Source organism: Actinopolymorpha alba DSM 45243, from assembly GCF_000373925.1.
Taxonomy (GTDB): domain Bacteria; phylum Actinomycetota; class Actinomycetes; order Propionibacteriales; family Actinopolymorphaceae; genus Actinopolymorpha; species Actinopolymorpha alba.
Window position 1 is genome coordinate 32,626 of record NZ_KB892754.1, and the last position, 23,209, is coordinate 55,834.

General features: G+C 67.0%; 22 protein-coding genes. 12 read left to right on the top strand and 10 right to left on the bottom strand.

Annotated features, from left to right (window positions below; genetic code table 11):
- Positions 1-145: 145 nt before the first annotated feature.
- On the bottom strand, positions 146-634 hold the full coding sequence (locus B141_RS47515; RefSeq protein WP_020576285.1) for a YdeI/OmpD-associated family protein: 489 nt from the start codon (positions 632-634) through the stop codon (positions 146-148).
- A gap of 99 nt (positions 635-733) precedes the next feature.
- Here B141_RS47515 and B141_RS0116535 point away from each other — a divergent pair, with 99 nt between their 5' ends.
- From B141_RS0116535 to B141_RS0116545, 3 genes are read left to right on the top strand one after another with little or no spacing between them, the layout of a single operon-like run.
- On the top strand, positions 734-1,294 hold the full coding sequence (locus B141_RS0116535) for a transcriptional regulator (protein ID WP_020576286.1): 561 nt from the start codon (positions 734-736) through the stop codon (positions 1,292-1,294).
- Positions 1,287-2,138, top strand: a complete 852-nt coding sequence (locus B141_RS0116540) for an SRPBCC family protein (protein ID WP_020576287.1) — start codon at positions 1,287-1,289, stop codon at positions 2,136-2,138. The genes B141_RS0116535 and B141_RS0116540 overlap by 8 nt, the downstream gene beginning before the upstream one ends.
- Positions 2,138-3,412, top strand: coding sequence for a GDSL-type esterase/lipase family protein (locus tag B141_RS0116545; RefSeq protein ID WP_020576288.1), 1,275 nt, complete (start codon positions 2,138-2,140; stop codon positions 3,410-3,412). The genes B141_RS0116540 and B141_RS0116545 overlap by 1 nt, the downstream gene beginning before the upstream one ends.
- A 90-nt stretch (positions 3,413-3,502) precedes the next feature.
- On the opposite strand, the gene B141_RS0116550 is transcribed toward B141_RS0116545, so the two are convergent.
- The 3 genes from B141_RS0116550 to B141_RS0116560 form a co-directional block, all read right to left on the bottom strand.
- Complete coding sequence (locus tag B141_RS0116550) at positions 3,503-4,519, bottom strand: zinc-dependent alcohol dehydrogenase family protein (RefSeq protein WP_026257288.1); 1,017 nt, start codon at positions 4,517-4,519, stop codon at positions 3,503-3,505.
- A 50-nt stretch (positions 4,520-4,569) separates the two neighbouring features.
- Positions 4,570-5,559: an aldo/keto reductase gene (locus B141_RS0116555; protein ID WP_020576290.1), complete on the bottom strand. Its 990-nt coding sequence runs from the start codon at positions 5,557-5,559 to the stop codon at positions 4,570-4,572.
- Between the two features lie 202 nt (positions 5,560-5,761).
- Positions 5,762-6,100, bottom strand: a complete 339-nt coding sequence (locus B141_RS0116560) for a carboxymuconolactone decarboxylase family protein (RefSeq protein WP_020576291.1) — start codon at positions 6,098-6,100, stop codon at positions 5,762-5,764.
- Positions 6,101-6,419: 319 nt separating this feature from the next.
- Here B141_RS0116560 and B141_RS0116565 point away from each other — a divergent pair, with 319 nt between their 5' ends.
- On the top strand, positions 6,420-7,301 hold the full coding sequence (locus B141_RS0116565) for a helix-turn-helix transcriptional regulator (protein ID WP_020576292.1): 882 nt from the start codon (positions 6,420-6,422) through the stop codon (positions 7,299-7,301).
- 105 nt (positions 7,302-7,406) lie between these two features.
- On the opposite strand, the gene B141_RS0116570 is transcribed toward B141_RS0116565, so the two are convergent.
- Together B141_RS0116570 and B141_RS49335 are read right to left on the bottom strand one after the other, a co-directional pair.
- Entirely contained in the window at positions 7,407-7,829 is a 423-nt protein-coding gene (locus B141_RS0116570) for a DUF1622 domain-containing protein (protein ID WP_020576293.1), read from the bottom strand.
- A gap of 43 nt (positions 7,830-7,872) precedes the next feature.
- Positions 7,873-8,649: a hypothetical protein gene (locus B141_RS49335; protein WP_157181054.1), complete on the bottom strand. Its 777-nt coding sequence runs from the start codon at positions 8,647-8,649 to the stop codon at positions 7,873-7,875.
- Positions 8,650-8,778: 129 nt separating this feature from the next.
- Between B141_RS49335 and B141_RS0116590 the strand changes: the two genes are divergently transcribed.
- Positions 8,779-9,300 carry a hypothetical protein gene (locus tag B141_RS0116590; RefSeq protein WP_157181055.1) on the top strand — a complete coding sequence of 174 codons (522 nt, stop codon included), beginning with the start codon at positions 8,779-8,781 and terminating at the stop codon, positions 9,298-9,300.
- Positions 9,301-9,499: 199 nt separating this feature from the next.
- Here the strand turns inward: B141_RS0116590 and B141_RS49340 are convergent, their stop codons facing one another.
- A complete protein-coding gene (locus B141_RS49340) occupies positions 9,500-10,009 on the bottom strand; it encodes a hypothetical protein (RefSeq protein WP_157181056.1) in 510 nt (169 codons plus the stop codon).
- A gap of 320 nt (positions 10,010-10,329) precedes the next feature.
- Between B141_RS49340 and B141_RS0116600 the strand changes: the two genes are divergently transcribed.
- The 7 genes from B141_RS0116600 (at position 10,330) to B141_RS0116635 (ending at position 20,370) form a co-directional block, all read left to right on the top strand.
- Positions 10,330-10,710: a hypothetical protein gene (locus B141_RS0116600; RefSeq protein ID WP_020576299.1), complete on the top strand. Its 381-nt coding sequence runs from the start codon at positions 10,330-10,332 to the stop codon at positions 10,708-10,710.
- A 300-nt stretch (positions 10,711-11,010) separates the two neighbouring features.
- The gene (locus B141_RS0116605) at positions 11,011-15,042 is read left to right on the top strand and encodes a golvesin C-terminal-like domain-containing protein (RefSeq protein WP_020576300.1); all 4,032 of its coding nucleotides are present in this window, start codon (positions 11,011-11,013) and stop codon (positions 15,040-15,042) included.
- Positions 15,039-16,520 carry an ABC transporter substrate-binding protein gene (locus B141_RS41065; protein ID WP_020576301.1) on the top strand — a complete coding sequence of 494 codons (1,482 nt, stop codon included), beginning with the start codon at positions 15,039-15,041 and terminating at the stop codon, positions 16,518-16,520. The genes B141_RS0116605 and B141_RS41065 overlap by 4 nt, the downstream gene beginning before the upstream one ends.
- On the top strand, positions 16,517-17,440 hold the full coding sequence (locus B141_RS0116620) for a carbohydrate ABC transporter permease (protein WP_020576302.1): 924 nt from the start codon (positions 16,517-16,519) through the stop codon (positions 17,438-17,440). Before B141_RS41065 ends, B141_RS0116620 begins: the two co-directional genes overlap by 4 nt.
- Positions 17,441-17,444: 4 nt before the next feature.
- Positions 17,445-18,266, top strand: coding sequence for a carbohydrate ABC transporter permease (locus tag B141_RS0116625; RefSeq protein ID WP_237742715.1), 822 nt, complete (start codon positions 17,445-17,447; stop codon positions 18,264-18,266).
- A 39-nt stretch (positions 18,267-18,305) separates the two neighbouring features.
- The gene (locus tag B141_RS0116630; RefSeq protein ID WP_020576304.1) at positions 18,306-19,481 is read left to right on the top strand and encodes a mandelate racemase/muconate lactonizing enzyme family protein; all 1,176 of its coding nucleotides are present in this window, start codon (positions 18,306-18,308) and stop codon (positions 19,479-19,481) included.
- Positions 19,482-19,557: 76 nt separating this feature from the next.
- Complete coding sequence (locus tag B141_RS0116635; RefSeq protein ID WP_020576305.1) at positions 19,558-20,370, top strand: IclR family transcriptional regulator; 813 nt, start codon at positions 19,558-19,560, stop codon at positions 20,368-20,370.
- Here the strand turns inward: B141_RS0116635 and B141_RS41070 are convergent.
- From B141_RS41070 to B141_RS0116650, 3 genes are read right to left on the bottom strand one after another with little or no spacing between them, the layout of a single operon-like run.
- Positions 20,345-21,127, bottom strand: a complete 783-nt coding sequence (locus tag B141_RS41070; RefSeq protein WP_020576306.1) for an SDR family NAD(P)-dependent oxidoreductase — start codon at positions 21,125-21,127, stop codon at positions 20,345-20,347. The genes B141_RS0116635 and B141_RS41070 overlap by 26 nt on opposite strands.
- On the bottom strand, positions 21,109-22,011 hold the full coding sequence (locus tag B141_RS0116645) for a dihydrodipicolinate synthase family protein (RefSeq protein WP_020576307.1): 903 nt from the start codon (positions 22,009-22,011) through the stop codon (positions 21,109-21,111). Before B141_RS0116645 ends, B141_RS41070 begins: the two co-directional genes overlap by 19 nt.
- Positions 22,011-23,177, bottom strand: a complete 1,167-nt coding sequence (locus tag B141_RS0116650) for a mandelate racemase/muconate lactonizing enzyme family protein (protein WP_020576308.1) — start codon at positions 23,175-23,177, stop codon at positions 22,011-22,013. The genes B141_RS0116645 and B141_RS0116650 overlap by 1 nt, the downstream gene beginning before the upstream one ends.
- Positions 23,178-23,209 lie beyond the last annotated feature (32 nt).

Here is a 23,209-nt window from a genome sequence, read left to right on the forward strand (position 1 = left end):
ACGTCTCAGCCGGGTGCCCCCCAAGGAATATAACTGAACAGGCATGTACGCGCCAGCGTGCGCCACACCGGTGCGGTGAAGCGCGGGTTGGTGCGAGGCAGTGGACCTTTTCCCTGCGCGGAGTACCCGAAGTGCTCGACTGCTTCTACGTCGACGTCCCCGGAGCGGTCGGGCGTTCCTTCTTGCCGGCCTTCAGCAGCTCGATCATTTCGGTGATGCGTTCAGCTCGAATATCGGGTCGGCGTTTGGTGGCGTCGATCCACCGTAGGTACGCCTTGCGGTAGAACTGCGCGAGCGAGTCGAAGAACTCCGCTGCCGCCGGCTCGGCGTCCAGGGCGGCCGCGACGTCAGGCGCGAGGTCGGCGCGCTGCGGCCCTTCGGGTGTGAGCGTGACTGTTACCTCGTCGCCGGCCGAGACGCCACTGTCGCGGCGCCACATGGGTGTGAGCACGATGCAGGGTCCGTCGCCGGAGTGCTCGATGATCGCTCGCACCTTCGCGCCATTGATGGTGCCGCCGACGCGATGCGTACGCTTGCGGCCCCACTCCTCGTCGGGGTCGAAGGGTAGTGGGATGAGAGCGCGCTGCCGCGAACCCGCGATGACGGTCGCGGTGAAGTTCACAGTCGTGGCCATGTCGTGATGCTCGCACGACGAGGCGTCCTATGTGCGGTCTACGGCAGTGCTGCGAAGGCCATTGACAAAATCTATTTTTACGTACAGGATCGTTTTGCCATGAGAGACGTCCTGTACCTGGAGCAGATCGAGCAGGCCGAGACCCTGCTCAAGCCGCAGCGCATCGAGGTGCTGCGGCAGCTCGCCGAGCCGTGCACGTGCGGTGAGGTGGCGAGCCGGCTCGGCCAGACGCCGCAGCGCGTCTACTACCACGTCAAGCGGCTGGTCGAGGTGGGTCTTGTCGAGCAGGTGTCCGTGCGCAAAGTGCGCGCGATCCACGAGGGCATCTACCAGGCGACCGCCCGCTCGTACTGGCTGTCACCGCGCCTTGTCGGACGCATCGGAGGGACTCGGCGGGCGCAGGACGCGATGAGCCTTGGTTACCTCCTCGACCTGATGGAGGAGGTCCAGGCCGACATCGGAGGACTTGACCGGACCCGGCCGGAGCTCCCCTCGCTCGGCATCTCCGGACAGCTCAGGATCCGAGCCGACCAACGCCAGGAATTCCTGGAAGAGCTGCAGAGCTCGCTGCAACACCTGTTCACGAAGTACGGCGGCGCCGAGGGTGACGCCTTCAAGCTCGCCGTCGCCTGCTATCCCAAGGAGAACCCAAGTGACTGACCACACCTCTGAACCGATGATCGCCAAGGCGCGCGCGAAGGCTCCCATCAAGGAGGTCTGGCACGCGCTCACCGATCCCGACGCGATGCGCCAGTGGCTCGCCGAAGAGGTGAACGTCGACCTGCCCGAGACGTATGAATTCTGGGGCCGCTACACGCCCGCGGGCAGCGCACCGCACCAGCGGCTGCGGCGCGCCGAGCCGTACACGCTGGACTTCGGCTGGCTGCTGGACGGTGTGGAGACCACCACCTCGATCGAGCTCACCGAGGAGGCGGAAGGCGCGACGCTGATCACCGTGTCGCAGTCCCACTTCGACTACGCCGAGATGATCAGCGGGTCCTCGATCCGTGGCGTGCTGCAGACGTACTGGGCCCTCACGATCGCCAACCTCGTCGACCTCGTCGAGGGCCGGCCGCTGACCCCGCGTACGGACTTCACCAGCAGCACGTTCCGCGCGGTCGTCACGATCGCGGCGCCTGCCGACGAGGTGTTCACCTCCCTCACCCAGTCAGACCAGGTCAGTCAGTGGTTCGGCTTTCCGGTCGAGATCGAGCCGTACGAGGGCGGCCGGTTCGCGCTCGGCGGGATCGAGGGCAACCCGAATCCGGCCCGCATCAGCGACTACACCCCCGGCGAGCGCATGACGGTCGACTGGGGTCCGTCAGGTGTCGCGACGTGGGAGCTCGAAGGCTCGGAGGGCGAGACTCGGCTCACGCTCGTGCAGAGCGGCTTCGACACTGCCAACCCGCCGTACGCGCCCTGGATCGGCACGGTCAGCGGGCTGGCCGAGCTGCGCCGCTTCCACGAGCTGTCGGACTGGCAGCCGATCTGGGTCGCGGCCTGATGCGCGCCTCCCGCACTCTTGCCGCCGGCATTCTCTCTTCCGTCACAGCCGTCGCCACCCTGCTCACCGGGGTGGCGACGGCCCCGCCGGCCGAGGCACGCCGCTGGACGGCCGCCTGGGTCGCCGCCACGCAACCAGCGATGCCCGGTTACGAGACGCCCAACTGGTCGGTCGACGGCTTCGCCGAACAATCTGTCCGGCAGGTCATCCGCGTCAGCGTGGGTGGGTCATCGCTGCAGGTGCGGCTCACCAACCGCTACGGCACCGGCCCGCTCCGGCTGGCCGGCGCCACGATCGGACGGTCCACCGGCGGCGCGGCCGTGGCGCCGCACACGCTGCGCCACCTGACGTTCGGAGGTCGTACGACACTCACCATCCCGGCCGGTCGGGAAGCCGTGTCGGACGCCACCGTCCTTCGGACCCGCCCGCTCGACAAGCTGACCTTGACGTTGTACTTCGCGGCGCCGACCGGTCCGGCGACGTTCCACGAGGGCGCGTACGCGACCACCTACCGAGCGGCGGGCGACCACCGCTTCGACACCGGGGCGAAGGCATTCGACGAGACCACGCGCTCGTGGTACTTCCTCGCCGGTGTCGACATCACCGGCTCACGCGGCTCGGTGGTGATGTTCGGCGACTCGCTGACCGACGGGCATGGCTCCACGCCGGACGCGGACAACCGCTATCCCGACGAGGTTGCCGAGCGCCTGGTCCGCGCCCACCGCAGGCTGGGCGTGGTGAACGCCGGCGTCAACGGCAACCACCTGCTCAACGACGTGCCGTGCTTCTCCGGCGACTCTGGTGTGACGCGGTTCGAGCGGGACGTGCTGGACCAGCCGGGAGTCCACACGACGGTCGTGCTGATGGGAACCAACGACATCGGCGTCGGCGGGATCGACATCGGCTGTGCCAATCCCCCGGTGGCGACGGCCGCGGCGCTGATCGGTGGCTACCGCAAGATGATCCAGGCAGCGCGCGAGCGTGACGTGCGGATCGTCGGTGCCACGATCCCGCCGATGAAGGGCGCGTACGTGTACGACACGCCTGAGCACGAGGCCGTCCGGGACGCGGTCAACGAATGGATCCGTACCAGCGGCGCGTTCGACGCGGTGGCCGACCTTGATGCGGCGCTGGCCGATCCCGCTGACCCGGACGCGCTGCGGCCCGCGTACGACTCCGGTGACCACCTGCACCCCAACGATGCTGGTGCGGCGGCAATGGCTCGCGCCGTCGCGCCGCACCTCCTCGGAGGAAACCACCAACGAGCATCGTGACCAGTCGCGGCCCCATCCTCCTGGTGCGCCAGTCGCTTGCGGCTCGCGCACCAGGAGCGACCATGGGGTCGACGTCCACGGTGGCTTGGTTCAGGGGCGCAGCAGTACCTTGATGGCGCGGCGTTCGTCCATCGCGCGATAGGCCTCGGCAACCTGGTCGAGCGGCAGCGTCAGATCGAACACCATGCCGGGGTTGATCTGCCCGTCCCACGCTCGTTCGATGAGATGCGGGAGGTAGCCGCGGACGGGAGCGGGACCGCCCCGCAGCGCGACGTGGGAGAAGAACAGCTCCTCGGCCGGGACGTTCACTCCGTGTGGAACGCCGACGAAGCCGACGTTGCCGCCAGGTCGGGTCGAGCGTAGGGCCTGCAGCATCGACTCGTTGGTGCCGACGCACTCGAGCACAGAGTCCGCGCCGACGCCCTCCGTGAGCTCCTTGATGTGGGCAATGCCCTCGTCGCCGCGCTCGGTCACGATGTCGGTGGCGCCGAACTCGCGGGCGACTTTCTGGCGCGACTCGTGCCGGCTCATGGCGATGATGCGCTCGGCGCCCAGCTCCTTGGCGGCCAGGACACCGCACAGCCCGACTGCGCCGTCGCCGACCACGGCGACAGTGGAGCCGGGCCTGACCTCGGCGGCGACGGCGGCGTACCAGCCGGTGCCCATGACGTCAGACAGGGTCAGGAGGCTGGGTACGAGCTCCTCGGCCGGTTGCTCGGGAGTCGGCACCAGGGTGCCGTCGGCCAACGGGACGCGGACCAGCTCGGCCTGGCAGCCGCCGACGAGCTCACGGTGCTGGCACGAGGACTGGTATCCGGCCAGGCAGCGCGGGCAGGTGTTGTCGGAGGCGAAGAAGGAGCCGATGACGAACTGGCCGGGCTTGAGCGAGGTGACCTCGCTGCCGATCTCCTCGATGACGCCGACGTACTCGTGCCCGATCGGCGTGGGCTCGGTGACCTGGTTGATGCCGCGGTAATCCCACAGGTCGGACCCGCACACGCAGGTGGCGACGGTGCGGATGACAGCGTCGGTGGCGTTGACAATCTTCGGGTCGGCGCGTTCTTCGAAACGCACGTCCCCAGGGGCATGAATAACTGCTCCACGCATGGTTGGACTCTTTCTATATGTTGCGGGATTACGCGGGGACGGGACTACCTTCAGCGTCCGGTCATACGCTCCAGATGGTCCGGGTATCGCGCACCTTGGACGGTGAGCGTCGACGCGGCCTGCTCGATCTCGCTGAGGTCGTCCGGGGTGAGGTCGACGTCGACCGCGCCGATGTTCTCGTCGAGGCGTTCGGGTTTGCGGGTGCCGGGGATGGGGACGATCCACGGCTTCTGTGCGAGCAGCCAGGCGAGGGCGACCTGAGCGGGTGTCGCGCCCTTGCGTTGTGCGATTGCCTGCAGGAGTTCGACCACGGCGGCGTTGGCTTTCCGAGCCTCCGGGGTGAAGCGGGGGATCACCTGGCGGATGTCGTTGCTGGAGAACTCCGTGTTCTCGTTGATCTTTCCGGTGAGGAATCCCTTGCCGAGCGGGCTGTAAGGAACGAACCCGATCCCGAGTTCCTCAAGTACAGGTAGCACCTCGGCTTCGGGGCGACGCCACCACAGTGAGTATTCGCTTTGGACGGCGGTGACGGGCTGGACCGCATGGGCGCGACGAATCGTCTGCGCGGCCGCTTCGGACATGCCGAAGTGCTTCACCTTTCCGGCCTGGATCAGATCCTTCACCGCTCCCGCGACCTCCTCGATCGGCACGTCGGGGTTGACCCGGTGCTGATAGAAGAGATCGATAACATCGATCCCGAGTCGCCTGAGCGAGGCGTCCGCGACCTGCTTGATGTGCTCTGGCCGGCTGGAGAGGCCGATCTGCTTTCCGTCGGAATCGAATTGGAACCCGAACTTCGTGACAATGACCACCTGGTCGCGTAGTGGTGCGAGCGCTTCACCAACGAGTTCTTCGTTCGTGAACGGTCCGTACACTTCGGCGGTGTCGAAGAACGTGACTCCGCGGTCAACAGCAGCCCGGATAAGGTCGATCATCTCCTGCTTGGTTCCCGATGGTCCGTAGCCATGGCTCATTCCCATGCACCCAAGACCGATCGCGGAGACTTCCAGGCCGCTGGTCCCCAGTATGCGTTTCTGCATGATGTGCGCAGCTCCTTCTCACCGCACTTGCGGTGTCAGGCCCAGTTCGGTTTCAGAGTTTCTTGTACGGTCGGTCGCGGGCGGGGAGTCGGTGAGAGCGCGGAGATCTGTTCCCGCAATTCGGTGTTCATCTCGAAGTCGAGAGTGGCCGTGTGACGTAATCCATGAATCCTCCCTACGCTGCTTGATAAGGCGCGCGGGCTTATGAAGGGGAATGAGCTGGAGCGAAGAGGTTCTTCGCCACAACCATCGCGGACATGGCCTTCGGCCAACCCGCGTAGAACGCCAGGTGGGTGATCACCTCGATCAGCTCCTGCTCGCTGGCCCCGTTGTCCTTCGCGCGACCGAGGTGGTGCGCGAGCTGCTCCGTGCTGCCGCTGGTGACCAGGCTCGCGACCGTCACGAGGCTCCGCTCCTTGGGCGAGAGCTCCCGGCGTTCCCAGACCTGCCCGAACAGGACGTCATCGGTGAAGTTCACCAGAGCGGGCGCGAAATCCCCGAACATCTTCCCGGCGCCCGACCGCTCATTGTTGTCTGCCATTGCTCCTATCCCTTCCAGAAGTGCGCCGTGCCCGTGCGAGTTGGTCGGCACTCATCGCGCTGGGCACCCAGGCCTGGGCACCGGGTCCGGCACCCAGGTCGGTGGCGGTGCGGTCAACGAACCGAGACCGTTCAGCCACGTGCTCCATGTCCTTCGCGGTGGCAGGTGATCGAATGAGGGTTCTCGCGGGAGAGGTGGTTGTCCCCATCGGCCTCGCCACCACCGATGAAACCGGGGCTGCGGCGGGTGGGGGAGTCCCTGTCTATACAGGTACTGACAGAACCCCCCACCGTCACGACAGCGGCCGTAGCCTCGTTCTGTGGACAACAGGAACGACATTCGCGAGTTCCTGGCCTCACGGCGAGCCAGGATCACCCCGAAGCAGGCCGGTTTGACCGTGTACGGCGCCAACCGGCGCGTTCCCGGGCTTCGCCGAGAGGAAGTCGCACTGTTGGCCGGGGTCAGCGTGGACTACTACACCCGCCTTGAACGCGGAAACCTGAGTGGGGTCTCTGAGGCCGTGCTCGAAGCGGTTGCCGGCGCGCTGCAGCTCGACGAGGCCGAGCGCGCCCACTTGTTCGACCTCGCCCGCGCCGCGAACACCACGCAGCGGACCCGCCGGCGGTCGACCCCGCAGCAGGTGCGACCGAGTATTCAGCGCATCCTCGACGCGATGACCGATGCGCCCGCGTTCGTCCGGAACGGACGCCTGGACATCCTCTCCGCCAACCTGCTCGGCTACGCGCTCCACTCATTGGTGTTCGACAACCCGGTACGACCGGCGAACCTCGCCAGATTCGCGTTCCTCGATCCCCGCGCGACGGATTTCTACCCCGACTGGGATCTTGCGGCGAACACCACCGTCGCCCTTCTGCGCACCGAAGCCGGCCGGGACCCGTTCAACCGCGGGCTGTCTGACCTGATCGGTGAGTTGTCCACGCGTAGCGAGACCTTCCGTACCCGCTGGGCCGCGCACAACGTCCGCCTCCACCGCACCGGGGTCAAGTACTTCCACCACCCGGTCGTCGGCGACCTCAGCCTGACGTTCGAGGCGATGGAGCTCCCAGCTGACACTGGCCTGACGCTCACCGCCTACACGGCCGAGCCCGGCTCCGCCTCCCAGGACGGACTCAATCTCCTCGCGAGCTGGGCCGCCACCCTCGACCAGACGGAAACAGCCCACGCGCCCGACAGGACCTGAGCCGATCACCTCGAAGTAGTGTCTGGAGGGTGGCCGCTTCGCCCGACCGCGCTACGCGTTACACCGGTGGCGTCGATAGAGCCTCCCTCGGCGAGCACCTCGTGATCACGGAGAACTGGGGTCTGGTCGGCCGCCTGAGCCGGGCTGGTTGGCCCGGGCCGCCTGCGCCACGGCGGTGGCTCCGCTGGTCAGGGCCCGCCGCCATGGGGGCACCCCGTCGATCTCGATCTGGAGAGAGAAGCTGAGGAAGGTTCTGATCAGGACGATCAATCCGAGGACGGCCACACTTTCCAGAGTCGGCGTGACGGCGACGGTACGGATCAGGTCGGCGGCCACAAAGATCTCCAGGCCCAACAGCAGTACCCCACCGAAGGTCTCCCGCAGCGCGCGGTAGCCGCGGCGTCCGCCGTCGGAGCGCCATACCCGGGCGGCGAGGACGGCCGACCACACCAGTCCTACGACCAGGACGGCGACGCCTACCGCCTCGAAGCCCTGCGCCACGCGTTCCATGACGTCCGCGAAAGTCATCGTCAACCCCCCGCACCGTCTTTCAGCGAAATGGCGGTGCCAGTCACTGGCGTTGCCAGACGGTCACCTCGAGCTTCATCTGTTGGCGACCTGGCATGCTGGAGACCCTGAAGTAGCCGACGCGACCGTCCGTGGTCCCGAAACAGGCCACGGAGCCCACTTGTACGTCCAGTCTGCGTTCCCCCAGTTGAGAGTTCAGGAGATCGGCGCACTGCTGCTTCTTTGGAGTGCTGCCGGCGTTCCACCCGACGATCGCGTTGCCGACGAGCTCGTTGGGATAGCACGTGAGATCGCAACTGAGGCCGAGGTCGCCGAGTGGCGCCCGGCTCGGCGGGACAGGATCGAGGAACCATCCAGTCACCATGCGCTCCCCGTCCAGGGCGAGTGTGCCGCGCCACCGCACGACGGGGGTCAGGGTGGGTACGGGCGGAACCGGGTCGGGCGGGTCTGGGTCCGGCGTGGGTTGGCTGGAGGACGGCGACGGTGGGGGCGTGGGTGGGGAGGTCGTGGACGGAGACGGGCTGGGTGGGGTCGAGGCCGGTGGGTCCGTGGTGGCCGGGGGACCTGGGGAGTGGCCGCCGGGCGGGTCGTCTGAGCTGGCCCTGGGGTTGCCCGACGATCCTGAGCTTGACGAGCCCTGAAGGAACAACGCCAATCCCAGCACGATGGCAAGGACGCCGATGAGGGCGATGGCGAGCCGAGTCGCTGGTGAGGGGAGGGCGGGTATCTCCGCGCCGCCCAATTTCAGGGACGTCCCGACCACGGAGGCGGCCAGGCAGACCACGCCGACGATCCACAGTGGCGCGATATAGGCGAGCACAGCAGGCGCCTCCTGAGGGGCCCGGCGTTTTATGGATTGCGAACGCGGACGAAGTCTATCAGTCTGACATAGCCGGCACCCGCGATGGCCCGGCTCTCAAGATCACGGTCTCAGTAAGGTTCTCGAGTGATGAACATTCCTGTCTTCACTGTCGACCTGCCGCAATATCACGTTGGTGCCGAACCCGACCATGTGGCAGTAGGCAAGGTCGTGGATGCCGAGATTCGGCGGCACCTCCTGGGTCGCATGGTGGTGGTGCGCGGCATTGGTGCGCAGGACCATCCGGGCAAGACCGTTGACGACCTTGTCGACATCATCAAGCGCGACGGGACTGACCGCTACGATCCCACCCGCAAAGGTGATCGGTACGAAAATATTCAGAACAAACAGATCGAGTTGTTCGCCTTCTGGCGTAAGGTAACGCCGCTTATGCGGTTGTTCCAAGACATCAGTTGGGGCTTCTATCACAGCGCGATCGCCATTCATGGCAGGCCGACCCGGATAGATATTCTCATCATCTATGACGCCACAAAACTCAAGGTCGTAGTGCATCAATACGAAGGCAGGGCAGACAAGAAGCGGGACGGGTTCGTGTTCAGAGAACCCACCCGCAAGTCGGAGGCGCTGCTGGGAATAGTGCGGATTCGGTAGCGGTTTTCCCGCTGACGCCGGCCCTCGCCTTCTGGGCGCACACGAATCCCGGGAGAGGGCGGGAGGTGCGCGTACCTCCTACACCTGCTGGCGAGCCCGGCGCACCATGCCGTCCGAACTCATCCTCGACTCCGCCGCGACTCAGAACTCCACCGCTCGGGAGCGAGGAAACCAGCGGCTCCGGTCTACCCCAGAGCTGTCAGTGCTCTTGCTCGTACTTCTTCAGGAGCGACTTCACCAACGAAACGTCTGTGATGTGGACGGCCGTCGCAGTGTGGCCGCTCACCGTCGCCACCACGCTCAGCTTGGCACCCTTCTTGACCGAGCTGATGCCTGTCGGCCCGGCGTTGACCAGGGTGCTGTTGTTGATCACGTAGGCCTTGCTGAAGCCGTCCTGGCTTTTCAGCGTGACCTGGCTGGGGCTCACTGCCTGAGCGGTTCCGCGCTGGAAGAGCACGGACAGGTAGCCGCCGCCGGGTTTCGGTACGACGAACTCACCGTGCAGTACCCGGCCAGCCATGCCGTGCATTTCCTCGCCGCCATGCCCAAACTGATGCATACGGGTTGATTGTGCTATCTGAGGGACTTGTTGCGCGGTCCCGGCAGTCCCAGAGGGATTGGTGGCGGCCGTCACGCCGCCGACCGTCAGTGCCATGATCGTCGTGGCAGATGCGGCCATTCCCAATACGCGTGCTCGCTTGCTCCACATGGCCTGCTCCTTCCTGCTCCTTCCTGCCACTGGAGTCTCCGACCCACTCTTCACCACGCCGAGGTGATCTCAGACTTCGACGCCCTCTTTTCCAGCCAGCCCAAGGCGAGCTACGCCTGGTACGGCCGGCGAACGACGCGGATCTGCCGCCACGCCGCACGCCTGTGTGGTTCCGCCCCCACACGGGCTTCGCCCGCCTGGGCCCACCCTCACCTCTTGCGATGGGCGTAGCGCCGTACCAGTGTGGAAGTAGCAGGTACTGCCGTTTGACTCTCGGGGGCAAACCGGACGCCGATGAGGCGCACGGGGAGGAGGCAGAGATGAAGTCCTTCGTAGTCACCTGCGCGAACCGGCCAGGAGAGATCGCCAAGGTCGTGGAAGCGGTCGCGGCCAGGGGAATCAACATGAAGACCGCGTCCAGCGTGTCGTTCGGCGACCGCGGGGCAGTCGGCGTCCTGACGGAGGACGAGGCGGGCACCCGGATGGCGCTTGAGGCGACCGGCATGGAGTTCCGCGAGTGCGAGACGGTCAACGTTCCGCTCGAGGACAGGCCGGGCACCCTCGCAGATGCCTGCCGGCGGCTCGCCGATGCTGATATCAACGTCGATTTTCTGGCCCCGACCACTCTGGGCGGAACCACCGCCTCGGTCGCGTTCGGCGTGGAGGACGCTGAGGCCGCACACAAGGCGCTGAGCGCGTAGGTCAGCGACCCTCGCTCGGCTGCGTATGGGACAACCCGGCTCCGCCGGAGGTCTGGGTTGTACGTGACGTCGCACTCACCGCTTGCAGACAGTGGAGACCTTTCCGTGTTGGGGCCACGGAAAAGTCTCCACTGCTTCGCCTGGAGCCGACCTGGCGGAGGTGTCTCGGCTTCTTTGCCGAGACACCTCCGCCAAGATCGCGGATGAAGTACGGCCCGGGGCTGACCGGAAGCGGACCGCGAGAGCGTTCTGGCAATCCACCTCTTGACCCCCGCCGAGCAGTGATGTTCGATCCGGAACATGGATGACAAGTCGACATTATGGATAGGCAATCAGACGTCGCTACGCCGGCGCACCGCGATCGGCCTGCTCCTGTCGGCGGCGATCCTTCCTCCGATCCAGGGTGCGTTGGCGTCGCCCGCGCGGGCCGAAGGGCCGCGACCAGCGAGCGGGTCCACTGAGGTCAACCCCCCGCTCGCTGATGCCTTGCGGCGCATCGCGAAGCCGAATCTCCGGATCGAGCAGGTGGCGCGTCTCACCGGCAGGCGGCACCGGGTGACGTTCTACGAGGCCACTTGGGACGGTGGCCGCACCTACGTCAGGGATCTCGAGGTGAAGACGTCAAGCGGCAGCTGGGTCGCGGTCACCGATCCCGAGCACCGTTTCGACGAGCAGTGGGTCGTCCTTACCGGCGACTTCCGGGGTGGTTTGTTCTATTACTACGGAACAATGACGCAACACTGGGTGGCGTTCGACTCGTTGTCGCAGGTAGGCGAGCGGACGGTCGAGCTTCGCGCTGGCGACGAGGCGTTCGATCTGGTCGTCCGCTGGACGCTTGACGGCGACAACCCCGAACTGCAATGGACGCTGGCCGCGAAGGAGTCGTCGAACTACCTCGTCGGCTATCAGGCGTTCGACGCCGTCCGCGACGCGGACGTTGACGAGGTCCTATGCGGCGCTCTGCAGCACGCGAAGGTGATTGGCTCGCCCGCGGCATTGTCGGCGTGGGAGCTGTTCGCGCCGATGGCGCTGACCGAGCGGAAGCTGTCGAGCACGCGAGTGACGACTGGTGTGTACGTGCCCTCCGAGGTCATCGCTTTCGAACACGAACGCGCGCTCGGCTCCGACCAGCAGCCGTTTGGTATGAGCCTGCGCAACGACAGTGCGGACGTGACACCCACGGTGTACGCACCGCAGTACGGTCCGCGTGCGGCGATGCGAGCTGGTCAGAAACGTGGCTACGCATTCGGACTGTGCGCGCTGCCCGGCAGTCTCTACGAGGCCTACACCGACCTGTGCCGTAAGGAGTACGGCTACCAGGCCTACCGCGAGAACGTCTACGACACGTCCCTCACCGACACCATCCACAACATCGTCGACCTGCTGTCGATCGAGCCGGAAAGCGACGACTCCACGACTTTCGTACCCTCCTTCTCGGGCTGGTGGAACCGCGCCAAGGGCTTCATCGACGTCGAGAACGACCAGTGCGTGCGTACGCCGATCTCCGGTGTCCTGCTCTCGGCGTACAACCTGACCTCGCCGCCAGCCCTCGAACACGATCTCTACCAGGCGCGGGCGCGACATCTCATCGAATACCAGCTGTCCCGCAAGGGCATCGGCTACACGCCGATCAAGGGGAAGGCCGTCTACGGTGACACGACGCAGTATCGCGTCGGCAAGGTGCCGGGTGACGCGGCGACCCTCGGTCCGCTCTATCTCCAGACCAGAGGCCAGAACGCCGGAATTCACAAGCTGGCGATGGACGTCCTGCTCGCGGACAAGCAGGGCGATCACCGGACGCCGGTCAGCGTGCCGCTCGCGGGATATCTGCTGACCCGCGACCCGGCCTATCTCGCCGAGGCGACGACGACGGCTCTGCGATACATCCACGACCTCATCGACACGCCGTACACGACGAACGTCGCCGAGAGCAGTTTCGGGTACGCCTACGCGAAGGGCTGGACCGAACTCCTGGTGTTGTACGAACTCACCGGCGACCGGCGGTTCCTGGAGGGAGCGCACAAGGAAGCCAAGCGGTTCGTCACGCAGACGGAGGTCCGCCCGGTACCGAAGGGCAACGTGACGGCGCCAATTCCGCCGGTGGGCTTCCAGCAGTTCGACTGGCCGACGGGTGCGGGTGCGGGTGCGCTGCCGGACTATCCTCGCGAGGAGGTGACTCCGCAGACCGCTCCGGCGTGGTACGTCTCGACCAGCGGTCTGACCTTCGAACAGCTGACGACGTTCAAGATCGGCACCAGCGCGACGCAGAACCCCGGCGGCGGTTTCGTCTTCAACCCATGCTGGGTGCCGTTCCTGCTCCGGCTCGCGCACTACACCGGCGACCAGTTGATCGCCGACATCGCGCACAACATGGTGGTGGGGCGATTCACCAACTATCCCGGCTACTACAGCCGGCAGTTCCACGTCGACCAGATGAAGCCCGACTTCCCGATGCAGGGACCGCCCGGCATCGCCGGAATCTACTTCCATCACGCGCCAGCGCAACTCGGACTTGCGATCGACTATCTGCTCAGCGAGCAGTTCGCGCGTTCTGGCGGGGCGATCGACTTCCCACGGCTGTTCGAATTGAACTATGTCTACTTCAAGTTCAGCGTGTATGGTCACGCGCCGGGCACCTTCTACGGAGAGAACGCCGTCTGGCCCTACTTCCCGAAAGGTCTTGTGAAGGTCGACAATCCGGCCGTCAACTGGTGCGCCGGGGTCGGAAACTCCTCGCTGTACGTCAGTCTCACCAACGAGAGCGGCACGGCCCAGAAGGTGACGGTTGACGTCGCCTCCCCACTCACCGGCATCAAGCGGGGCAGTGGGATCAGCGTGGCGTACGTCCGCGGCGGGAAGATCGGCAAGGCGGCGAGACAAGCCGGCACCGCCACGACGGTGACTGTCCCGCCCAAGGGGATCGCGGCCTTCGTCGTCCGTGACGTCGAGATCGACGTTCCCTGGCACGTTGGTACGCCCGGCACAGACCGGAGCCCCGCGAGTTACCACAGCGAGGACACCAACCCCAGCAGTGACTTCGGCCTGGCCAGCGGCATCCTTCTGGTGCGACCAGACCGCTCGGGTTATGACGCGTACGTCTCGATCGACACCGAGGAACCGTCGACGCTGCGATACCGCATTGGCGATGGACCGCGTCAGGAGGCGCCGCCCAAGCCTTTCCCGTACGAATGGACGATCGGCGTTGGCGGCCTGGCAGAAACGTTCAGCTACCAGATCATCTCGGGTTCCCTGACCACCGACGAGGTGACTCTGCGACTCCCGGCGTCGGTCACCGGGGCCGTGGACGGGGTTGGCGGCGAGCTCGTCTGTACGCCCACCACGACACCAGGTGACAAGGTGGCGTTGACGGCCCGCGTGCGCAACGGAACGGATGCCGACCTCACCGGCCTGGCGGTGACGGTCAACCCGCCGTCAGGGTGGACGGTCACGCCAGCCGGCGGAGCGAGGACCGTGCCCGCACACGGCGTCGCGGACGTAGCGTTCTCGGTGTCCGTGCCCGCCGACGCGAGCATCGGTGACCGTTCGCTCTCCGCGTCGGTGACCTGGAACGGGGGTACGGCCGATCTCGACTCGACCACGATCCTGGTCCGCCAACCGCGCAAGGTCACGAGCCTCACCGTGCCCACCACGATCGCGAAGCCGGGCGACCAGGCGGAGCTCGTCACGACGGTTCTCAACAGTGGCCCGGTCCCGGTCAGCGCGGAGCTGAAGTTGACGGCACCGGCCGGTTGGAGCGTCACCCAAACCACCGTGACGTTGGAGATCCCGGCCCGGTCCGAGCGGGCGCACACGTTCGTCGCCACGTCGGGCTCGGTGGTGCCGGGCAACCAGTATCGGTTCCAGGTGTCCGCGACCGGCGCAAACTCCAAGGCGGTCCTCATCAAGGTGGCAGACGCGGGGGTCATCGTCTCCAACGTCGACTTCTGGCCCAGCTATGTCGAGACGGGGGAGTGGCTCGGTAGCAGCCTTGCCGGCTGGAACGGCATCCAGTCGCGATACAGCGCGCCCGAGGTGCTCGGTGGCACGGCGACCTGGAAGCCCGACCTGCCGCAGACCGGCGAGTATGACGTCGCGGTGTGGTACCCGACGAACTTCGCCACCACCACCAAAGCGGCTTACGTCATCACCCATGCCGGGGGCGTCGACGAGGTGATCGTCAACCAGCAGGAGAACGCCAACCGCTGGTTCCCGCTCGGCCGCTACCGGTTCGAGGCGGGGCAGGAGGGCAGCGTCCGGATCGAAGTACGCGACACCGCCTTCCACCGCGTCAGTGCCGCGCAGTTCATCTACGTGAAAGGAAGCACATCGTGAGTGATCGTCCGCTGTCGCGTCGAGCGTTGCTTCGCGGCCTGGGCGCGGGTGCCGCGCTCGGTGCCGCGGCGTCAGTCTCGTCCTGCAGTCTCGTCGGCAGCCCCCGGCCGGCCAGCAAGGAGAGCAGTGGCAAGGTTCGGTTGACAATCGCGATTGTTCCGGACCCGTCCGGTGCGTCGGAGTTCTACCGCCGCCAGTTCGACCGCTTCACCCAGAAGACCGGCATCACGGTCAACGTCGTGGAGAACCCCACCGAACAGCAGCTCAACGCGGTGGAGTTGATGTTCCAGCAGAACAACCCGCCCGACGTGTTCCGCTGTCAGGGACCCGATGCACTGGACCGGTTCTCGAGCCGCGGCTGGACCGCCGCGCTCGACGAGTACGCCACCAGCAGCGGCATCCCCGCGCGGTTTCCCGAGGACGCCCTGCTGCCACGGACCTCGGGGCTGCACCGCAATGGCAAGCTCATGTCGCTGCCGCTGGTGTCTGGTCAGTGGTCGAGCGGCGGCTTCCTTGTCTACAACAAGGGGTTGCTCGCCAAGGGCGGGTTCACCCGCCCGCCGGAGACGTCGGAGGAGTACGAAGCGTACGCCCGGACCATCACCGCGAAGGGCGGGGGAAAGTTCTTCGGTGCGGCGCTGTCGAGCGCGCGACCGTCCGACGTCAACGCCCTGCAGGCGCAGGCCGGGCCGTACTCCATCGGTTCCGGGATCGACCTGCGGACAGGGAAGGTCGCCTTCAGCGACTCCTCGCTGGTCGACCAGGTGGAGCTGATCCGCCGGATGCAGTCGGCCAAGATCTTCCAGCCTGGTTGGGAGAGCTGGGACGGCGCCCGGGTGTTCACGGAGTTCGCCAAGGAGAGGGTCGCGTTCTACATCGGAGGCGGCTGGCACGTCAACGAGATCAAGAAGCTCAATCCCTCGCTGGACTTCGGTGTCGCCACCGTGCCGATCCCGGCGAGCGGGCGCGGCAGCTACTACGGCCAGGGCTCGGCGTTCGCGCCGCTGTGGTCGATGTCGGCCAAGACCAAGCACCCTGACGAGGCGTGGAAGCTGATGGACTTCCTGGTGTCGGAGGAGTTCCAGAAGGCGTACTTCGACATGTTCCGCACCTTCACCGCCATGGAGGGGACCTGGCGGGAGGCTCGGGATCTGTCCGGGCCAGAGAAGGGGATCATCGCCGCGTTCGACGCCTCCATCCGACGGGCACCGTCACCCTCGACCGACGGCGGGCCGGGCGTACAGCGGCTCATGGCCGACAAGAGCGCGAAGCCGGATCTCGCACACGGGGACAGCTCGTTGCTCGCGATCACCCGCAACCGGGACTTCGCACCGATGGCGAAGGAACTCGACGTCAAGCTCGACGCGTTCCTCGAGCAGGACATCGCGAAGATCAGCGCCACCGAGCTGAAGGTGTCGCGGGCGGATCTCACCTATTCCGACTGGGATCCGCTCCAGAACTGGAAGCCGGCCGCGTGACTGCCCGACACACGTTGGCGGCGCGGATCGCGAAACACCGGTGGCACTACCTGTTCCTCACCCCGATGGTGGTGCTGTTCGTAGGATTCACGGCCTGGCCGATGCTGGCGAGCTGGTGGTACGCCTTCTTCGACTGGGACGGTCTCGGCCCACCGACCTCCTGGGTGGGCCTGGCCAACTTCTCCGAGGTGTTGGGCAGCCCGGCGTTCTGGAACGCGTTCAAGAACTCCTTTCTGTTCTCCCTGGTGGCGGTCGGTGTCCAGATGCCGTTGACGCTGCTGTTCGCGATCCTGCTGAACAACCCCCGCCTGCGGGGGCGCAATCTCTACCGGCTGTTCCTGTTCCTGCCCGTCGTGACGACCACCGCGGTCGTCGGCATCGTCTTCGCGGTGATGCTCGACCCCGCGGGGGGCTTCGTCAACGAGATCCTGACAGGGGTTGGGCTGTTGCCCGAGCCGGTCAACTTCCTCGGCTCTGACCGGACGGCATTGGCCACCGTGCTCGTCATCGACCTGTGGAAGGGGTTCGGGATCACCTTGATCTACTGGTTGGCGGCCCTGCAGACGATTCCACCCGACGTCTACGAAGCGGCGAAGGTGGACGGTGCGACGGCACGTCAGGTGCTCAGGCACATCACCGTGCCGATGCTGGTGCCGATCGCGACGGTCATCCTGCTGCTGACCTTCCAGTCGAGCATGAACCCGTTCGACCTCATCCAGGCGACCACCAAGGGTGGACCCAACTACGCGACGGACGTGGTGGCGACCTACATCTACCGGTACGCGTTCGACCCCCAGATGGCGGCGCCGCGGTACGGCTTCGCGTGTGCGGCGGGTGTGGTTTTCGGGATGTGCACGCTGTTGTTGACCCTGCTCCAGGCACCGCTGCTGCGACGCCGTTACCTCAAGGCGAGTGGGTGAGCCGGTGCGTTATCGCCTTCAACTGTGGCACGCGTTCCTGGTGCCGTTCGCGTTGATGTGGATCTATCCGTTCGTGTGGGTCGTGTCGAGCGCGTTCAAGTCACAGCGGGAGATGTTGCTCGGCGGTCTGTCGGTGTGGCCGGCCGAACCCACCTTCGACAACTTCGTCCGTGCCTGGCAGGTCGCGAACTTCGGTGAGTACACCCTGAACACCGTGGTCTTCTCGGCTGCGGTCGTCACGGTGGTGGTGTTCGTCTCCGCGACCGCGGGATACGCCCTCGGGCGTGGCCAGATGCCAGGGAAGAAGATCGTGGTCGGCGTGCTGATCGCGACGATGTTCATCCCGCACGGATACACGATCATCCCGGTCTTCAAGCTGGTCGACGAACTCGGCCTGAACAACGGTCTCATCGGCGCGGTGCTGGCGGCAGCCGGACCGGCGCACGTCGTACAGATCCTGTTGTTCATGGGCTATTTCTCCAGCCTGCCGCAGGAGTTGGAGGACGCGGCGCGGATCGACGGTGCGGGTTACGTCCGCATCTTCTGGCAGGTGATGTTGCCACTGGCGAAGCCGATCATCGGAACGGTCACGTTGTTCACGTTCATCTCGGCATGGAACGCGTTCATGGTGCCGTTGGTCTTCACCTTGGGCCGGCCGGACCTGCGCACGCTCGGCGTGGGGATGTACAGCTTCTTCGGGCAGTACACCGCCGACTGGACCGGCCTGGCCGCGGCGGCGTGCATCAGCCTGCTGCCGATCGTGACGGTGTTCCTGTGCCTGCAACGCACGTTCGTCGAAGGCATCGCCGGCGCGGTCAAGTCCTGACCGGGCCGGGATGGCTCCCACACCAGACGAGGAAACGAAGTGAAACCAGTCGTCATCCGCTCCGTCGAAACCTTCGCGCTGCAGTCGACCGCGGCCGGCGCACCCCTCACGGAGGCCACGGCCTACGTGGTCGCGGCGAACCGCCCGACGATCTACGCCGCCGGGCGGGAAACGTTGCTGGTGCGCCTCACCAGCGAGGACGGTCAGGTCGGGTGGGGCGAGGCGCTCGCACCGGTCGCGCCCCGCGTACCCGCGGCGATTGTGGTGGACCTGCTCGCGCCGGCCCTGATCGGCGCCAACGCGGCGGACGTCCGGCCGTTGCGGCACCGGCTTGGCGAGCTGATGCGTGAACGCGGGCATCTGCTCGGGCACCAGGCCGACGCCCTCGCGGCGGTCGACATCGCTGTGTGGGACCTGCTCGGGCAGACGGTGGGGCTTCCGGTCGCGACCCTGCTGGGCGGGGCGTACCAGCGGGAGATCCCTACGTACGTCACGAGCGTGGGCGGCGCGACCGACGCCGAACGCGCCGCGTCCGCCCGCACGCTCTGGGACGGCGGTGCTCGACGTTTCAAGCTTCACCTGGGCAACGGTGTCCGCGCCGACCTCGCGAGCTACGACGCGGTGGCGGCGGCCGTACCCGACGCGCGGATCGCGGTCGACGTGCACGGGGTGTACGACGGACCCGAGGCGATCCGGCTCGGCCGGGGCCTCCAGGCAAGGGAGGCGTGGTTCCTCGAATCCGCTCTGACGCCGGAGAATCTCCGTGGTCACGCGGAACTCGCGGCCGCGCTGGATCTCCCCATCGCTGGTGGTGAGGCGTTCCGGAACCGCTACGAGGTGGCGGAATGGCTCGCCGCGGGTGCGCTCGACTTCGTCCAGCCGGACATCGGGCGTACCGGAATCACCGAGGGAGACGCGATCGCCACCCTCGCCAGCGCGGCGTACCGCCCGATCCTTCCCCACCACTCGGCGGCCCTGGGGGTGGCGCTGGCGGCCGGGCTGCACGTCGCGGCGGCGGCCGAGAACTGCCCGGTGTTCGAATACTCGCCCGCTACTCTGGCGGCGGCGAACACCCTGCTCAGCCAGCCGATCACGGGAGAGCCCGATCGGCTGGCGCTGCCCGAGGGACCAGGGCTGGGTGTGCTCGTCGACGAAGAGAAGGTGCGGGCACTCGCGACTGACGTCCAGGAGAGGTCCGGAGGTCAGCGAAAGTAGAGTGCGGACGAGGCCAACCTGGACGAGGTCATCCCGTCGAGGTGTGCCGTCCCATTGGTGGAGCGGAGGAAGTCTGATGGTTCGAGCCGCGGGCAGGGAACGCGAGCCCGGCGGTACGCAGAGCATCGAGCGTGCCCTGTCACTGCTCGACGCGTTCACCGCCGAACACCCCGAGCGACGGGTGTCTGAGTTGGTGGAGGTGTCCGGCCTGGGACAGTCGACGGTGTCCCGCCTGGTTGGTGCCCTCGAAACGCTCGGCTTCCTCGCCCATGACGCCCGCTCCGGCCTGTATCGCATCGGCCCGCGGGTCGTCGGGCTGTCGTCGCTGGCACTGAACCAGTCGCAGGTCTTCCGCCAGGCCCGGCAGGTCGCGCAGGACCTGGCCGCCGACCTCAGCCTCGGGGTCAATGTCGCTGAGCGCGCCGGATCGCGGTTGTTCTACCTCTGCCACTTCGAGGGCCGGTTGGCGCCGCGGTCCTTCACCATGGTGGGCCAGGGCGGGCCGTTGCACGCCACGGGGCTGGGCAAGGCGTTGCTGAGCGAGCTTCCCGAGGACGAGGTCGCCGCCCTGGTGGGCAGGACGTTCCCGACGTACACACCGAAAACGTTGGCGAAGCTTTCTGATCTACTCAAGGCGCTCGCGGAGGTGCGCAGCCGCGGCTTCGCCACCGAGGTGGAGGAGCTGGCCTTCGGCCGGGCCTGCGTGGCGGCGCCGATCCGCGACCGCTCCGGTCGGATCGTCGCCGCGCTGTCGGTCTCGGGGCCGCTGTCGGCACTCGACCTGCCCAACCGGCAGGCGCTGCTGGCCACCAAGGTGATCGAGCAGGCCGACCAGATCTCGACCGCGCTCGGTCACAGCGGTGTCAGTCTGGCTGTTCAGCGGATGTGATCTCTCCGACCAGTTCCTCGGACACCCGTTCGTACAGATCGAGACGGGCGTACGTCGATGCCGACAACGCGGTCAGGCCCGCATCGACCGGCACGGTGAGCCCGGTGATCGCGCTCGCCTCTGGGGAGGCGAGGAAGTAGACGGCGTTCGCCACCTCCTCGGGACGGACGGGCCGACCGACCGGTTGCGTACGCTGCCCGGGCGCGTTCGATGCCGGCGGGCCCGGAAGCACCAACCCGGGGGCGACGGCGTTCACCCGGATGCCGCTGGCCGCGTAGTCGACGGCCATCGCACGGACCAGCGCCTCGACGGCCCCCTTCGCGGCGACGTACGCCGCCATCCAGGGTGCGGGCCGGGTCGCGTTGACGGAGGAGACGGCGATGATCGCCGCACCCCTCCGCATCCGCGGCAGGGCTTCGCGGGCGGTGTAGAAGACCGTGTCGAGGCAGCCGTCGAACGCGCGTCGCCAGTCGTGGTCGCTGGTGCGGTGGAGTGGCCCTCGAGGTTGCTGGCCGGCCGCGCAGACGAGGATGTCGATGCCATCGAGGAGCTCAACGGTCGTACGAACGGCATCGGCGGCGCCCGCTGGCGTGGAGCAGTCCGCGACGAGGTCGGCGGCGAGCACAGGGTCGTCCGCGGCCTGGAGCGAGGCACCCACCACCTCGGCACCGCCCGTGTGGAAGCGGGCCGCGATCGCCCGCCCGATCGGCGTGGAGGCGCCGATCAGCAGGACCCGCGTCATCGCGCGGAATCCCACGTGGGCAGGGGATTCATCGACCAGATCAGGTCGAGCGCCGCGAGGCTGCCGGCATCGAGGGGAGCGGCCGGCGGCCGGACAAAGGGGTGGCTCAGGATGCCTCGGCGGACGAGTACGTGCTTGTGGACCGCGTGCGCGATGCCGGGCTGGAGGCCGAACCGGACCAGCGGCAGGAGAGCGTTGAACTTCTGGTGTGCGGCGACGTGCTCACCGGCCGCCCAGACCTGGAGGATGTCCGCGAGTGCGTCGGTGAACTCACACGCCGGCATCGTTCCGACCGCACCTCGGGCGTACTCCTCCAACACGAAGAAGGCATTCTGGCCGCCGAAGACCGGCCAGCCACCACCCGTGGCGGCAACCACCGCCCCGACCTTGGGAGCGGTGGGCTGGGCCTCGACCTTCACCGAGTCGACGCCGGGGAGCTTGCTCAGCTCCACCAACACCGACACCGGCATGCTCACTCCGGTCGCGGCCGCGGCGTCCTGCACCATCACGGGCAGGCCGGCGCGCTCGGCCACCGTGCCGTAGAAGTCCACGAGGGCGGAGCCGGCCGGCTTGGTGAGGAAGGGCGGTAGCACCATCAGCGCGTCGGCTCCACTGTCGGCCGCCTCGTTCGCCTGCTCGACCGCGGTGTGGGTGCTGGTGGCGTTGACGCCCGCCACCACGGGAATGCCCGGCCCGGCGATGTCACGTACGTCGGCGAGGATCACCGCCTTCTCGGCCGCGGTCAGAGCGAAACCCTCACTGGCCAGACCGAAGACCGCAAGGCCATCAGCGCCAGCGGCGAGCTGGAATTCGACCAGCCAGCGTAGCGACGCGCGATCGAGGGTGCCGTCGGCGTCGAAAGGCGTGGCGAGGACAGGTATCAACCCGGCGAGCCGCATCAGGCCTCCCCTTCAGTGCTGGACTCGGCGAGGCGGGCGACTGCCTGCTCGTCCACGTCGATGCCGAGCCCGGGCGCGTCGGGCACCGGAAAGCCTTCCGCGCCACCGGGAACCGGCTTGGTGAGGATCCGCTGGCCGACCTGGGTTGAGACCGGTTGGTACTCGAAGAGCAGAAGATTGCCCGCGGCCGCCGACAGGTGGAGCCCGGCGGCGAGTGCGACGGCGAATCCGACCGAATGGTGAGGTGCCACCGGTAGGTGGTGCGCGCTGGCCAGCTCCGCGATCGCCAGGCCTTCGGTCAGTCCCGTCCGCGCCACGTCGGGTTGGAGGATGCCGGCCGCCCGACCCGCGAGCCACGGTGTCGTTTCGTAGCGATGCCGGAGCGTTTCGCCAACCGCGATGGGAATCTCCGACCTGCCGCACAGCTCGGCATGACCCGCCAGATCCTCGGGAGCCAGGGGTGCTTCGAGGAAGACCACCTCCCGGGCCGCGAGTTCACGGGCCAGCCGGATGGCCTGGGGCAGGGAGTACGCCCAGTGCGCGTCGACGGCGAACCGTACCTCCGGTGCGGCCGTCCGGACCGCGTCGAGGGTTGCCAGGTCGGACTCAAGGCCGCGACCCAGATGCAGTTTGATGGTTCGTACGCCGTGTCGTTGCCAGGTGGCGGCCTGCTCCGCCCGGCCGGCATCATCGGGCGCGGTGAGTCCAGACACGTAAGTCGGTATCCAGTCGTGGAACGCTCCTCCGAGCAGGGCATGGACGGGCAGGCCCGCGAGCTTGCCGGCCAGGTCCCACAGTGCGATGTCGACGGCGGCGATCGCGTCGGCCTGGTACCCACCGAGATGGCCGCGTTCCCGCATCAGGTCCCGGAGTTTCGCCACGAGCGGTCGTATCCGGGACGGATCGGCGCCGACCAGGACGGGCGCGAGCAGGCGGCGCACGATCTCGGCGGGTACCTCAGGCGCCACTGGGCTCAGGGCCTCACCCCAGCCCGTGGTGCCGTCGTCGGCGGTCAGGCGTACCAGCAGGGTTTCGAAGCGGCGGGAGTAGATGCTGCGCCACGGGGCGCGGACCTGGTATCCGGTGTCCGGGCTGCCAACCTCTCCGAGATAGGGCTCGTCGTGGGCCACCTTGAGAACGAAGCAGTCGACAGCGACGATCGACATCCACTGGCCTTCCCTAGAGGACAGATCCACAA

Excerpts from the sequence above, each read along its gene's own strand:
- B141_RS47515 (WP_020576285.1), bottom strand. The coding sequence starts at position 634 with ATGGCCACGACTGTGAACTTCACCGCGACCGTCATCGCGGGTTCGCGG.
- B141_RS0116535 (WP_020576286.1), top strand. The coding sequence starts at position 734 with ATGAGAGACGTCCTGTACCTGGAGCAGATCGAGCAGGCCGAGACCCTG.
- B141_RS0116545 (WP_020576288.1), top strand. The coding sequence starts at position 2,138 with ATGCGCGCCTCCCGCACTCTTGCCGCCGGCATTCTCTCTTCCGTCACA.
- B141_RS0116550 (WP_026257288.1), bottom strand. The coding sequence starts at position 4,519 with ATGCGTGGAGCAGTTATTCATGCCCCTGGGGACGTGCGTTTCGAAGAA.
- B141_RS0116555 (WP_020576290.1), bottom strand. The coding sequence starts at position 5,559 with ATGCAGAAACGCATACTGGGGACCAGCGGCCTGGAAGTCTCCGCGATC.
- B141_RS0116560 (WP_020576291.1), bottom strand. The coding sequence starts at position 6,100 with ATGGCAGACAACAATGAGCGGTCGGGCGCCGGGAAGATGTTCGGGGAT.
- B141_RS0116570 (WP_020576293.1), bottom strand. The coding sequence starts at position 7,829 with ATGACTTTCGCGGACGTCATGGAACGCGTGGCGCAGGGCTTCGAGGCG.
- B141_RS0116590 (WP_157181055.1), top strand. The coding sequence starts at position 8,779 with ATGAACATTCCTGTCTTCACTGTCGACCTGCCGCAATATCACGTTGGT.
- B141_RS49340 (WP_157181056.1), bottom strand. The coding sequence starts at position 10,009 with ATGTGGAGCAAGCGAGCACGCGTATTGGGAATGGCCGCATCTGCCACG.
- B141_RS0116600 (WP_020576299.1), top strand. The coding sequence starts at position 10,330 with ATGAAGTCCTTCGTAGTCACCTGCGCGAACCGGCCAGGAGAGATCGCC.
- B141_RS0116605 (WP_020576300.1), top strand. The coding sequence starts at position 11,011 with ATGGATGACAAGTCGACATTATGGATAGGCAATCAGACGTCGCTACGC.
- B141_RS0116635 (WP_020576305.1), top strand. The coding sequence starts at position 19,558 with ATGGTTCGAGCCGCGGGCAGGGAACGCGAGCCCGGCGGTACGCAGAGC.
- B141_RS0116645 (WP_020576307.1), bottom strand. The coding sequence starts at position 22,011 with ATGCGGCTCGCCGGGTTGATACCTGTCCTCGCCACGCCTTTCGACGCC.
- B141_RS0116650 (WP_020576308.1), bottom strand. The coding sequence starts at position 23,177 with ATGTCGATCGTCGCTGTCGACTGCTTCGTTCTCAAGGTGGCCCACGAC.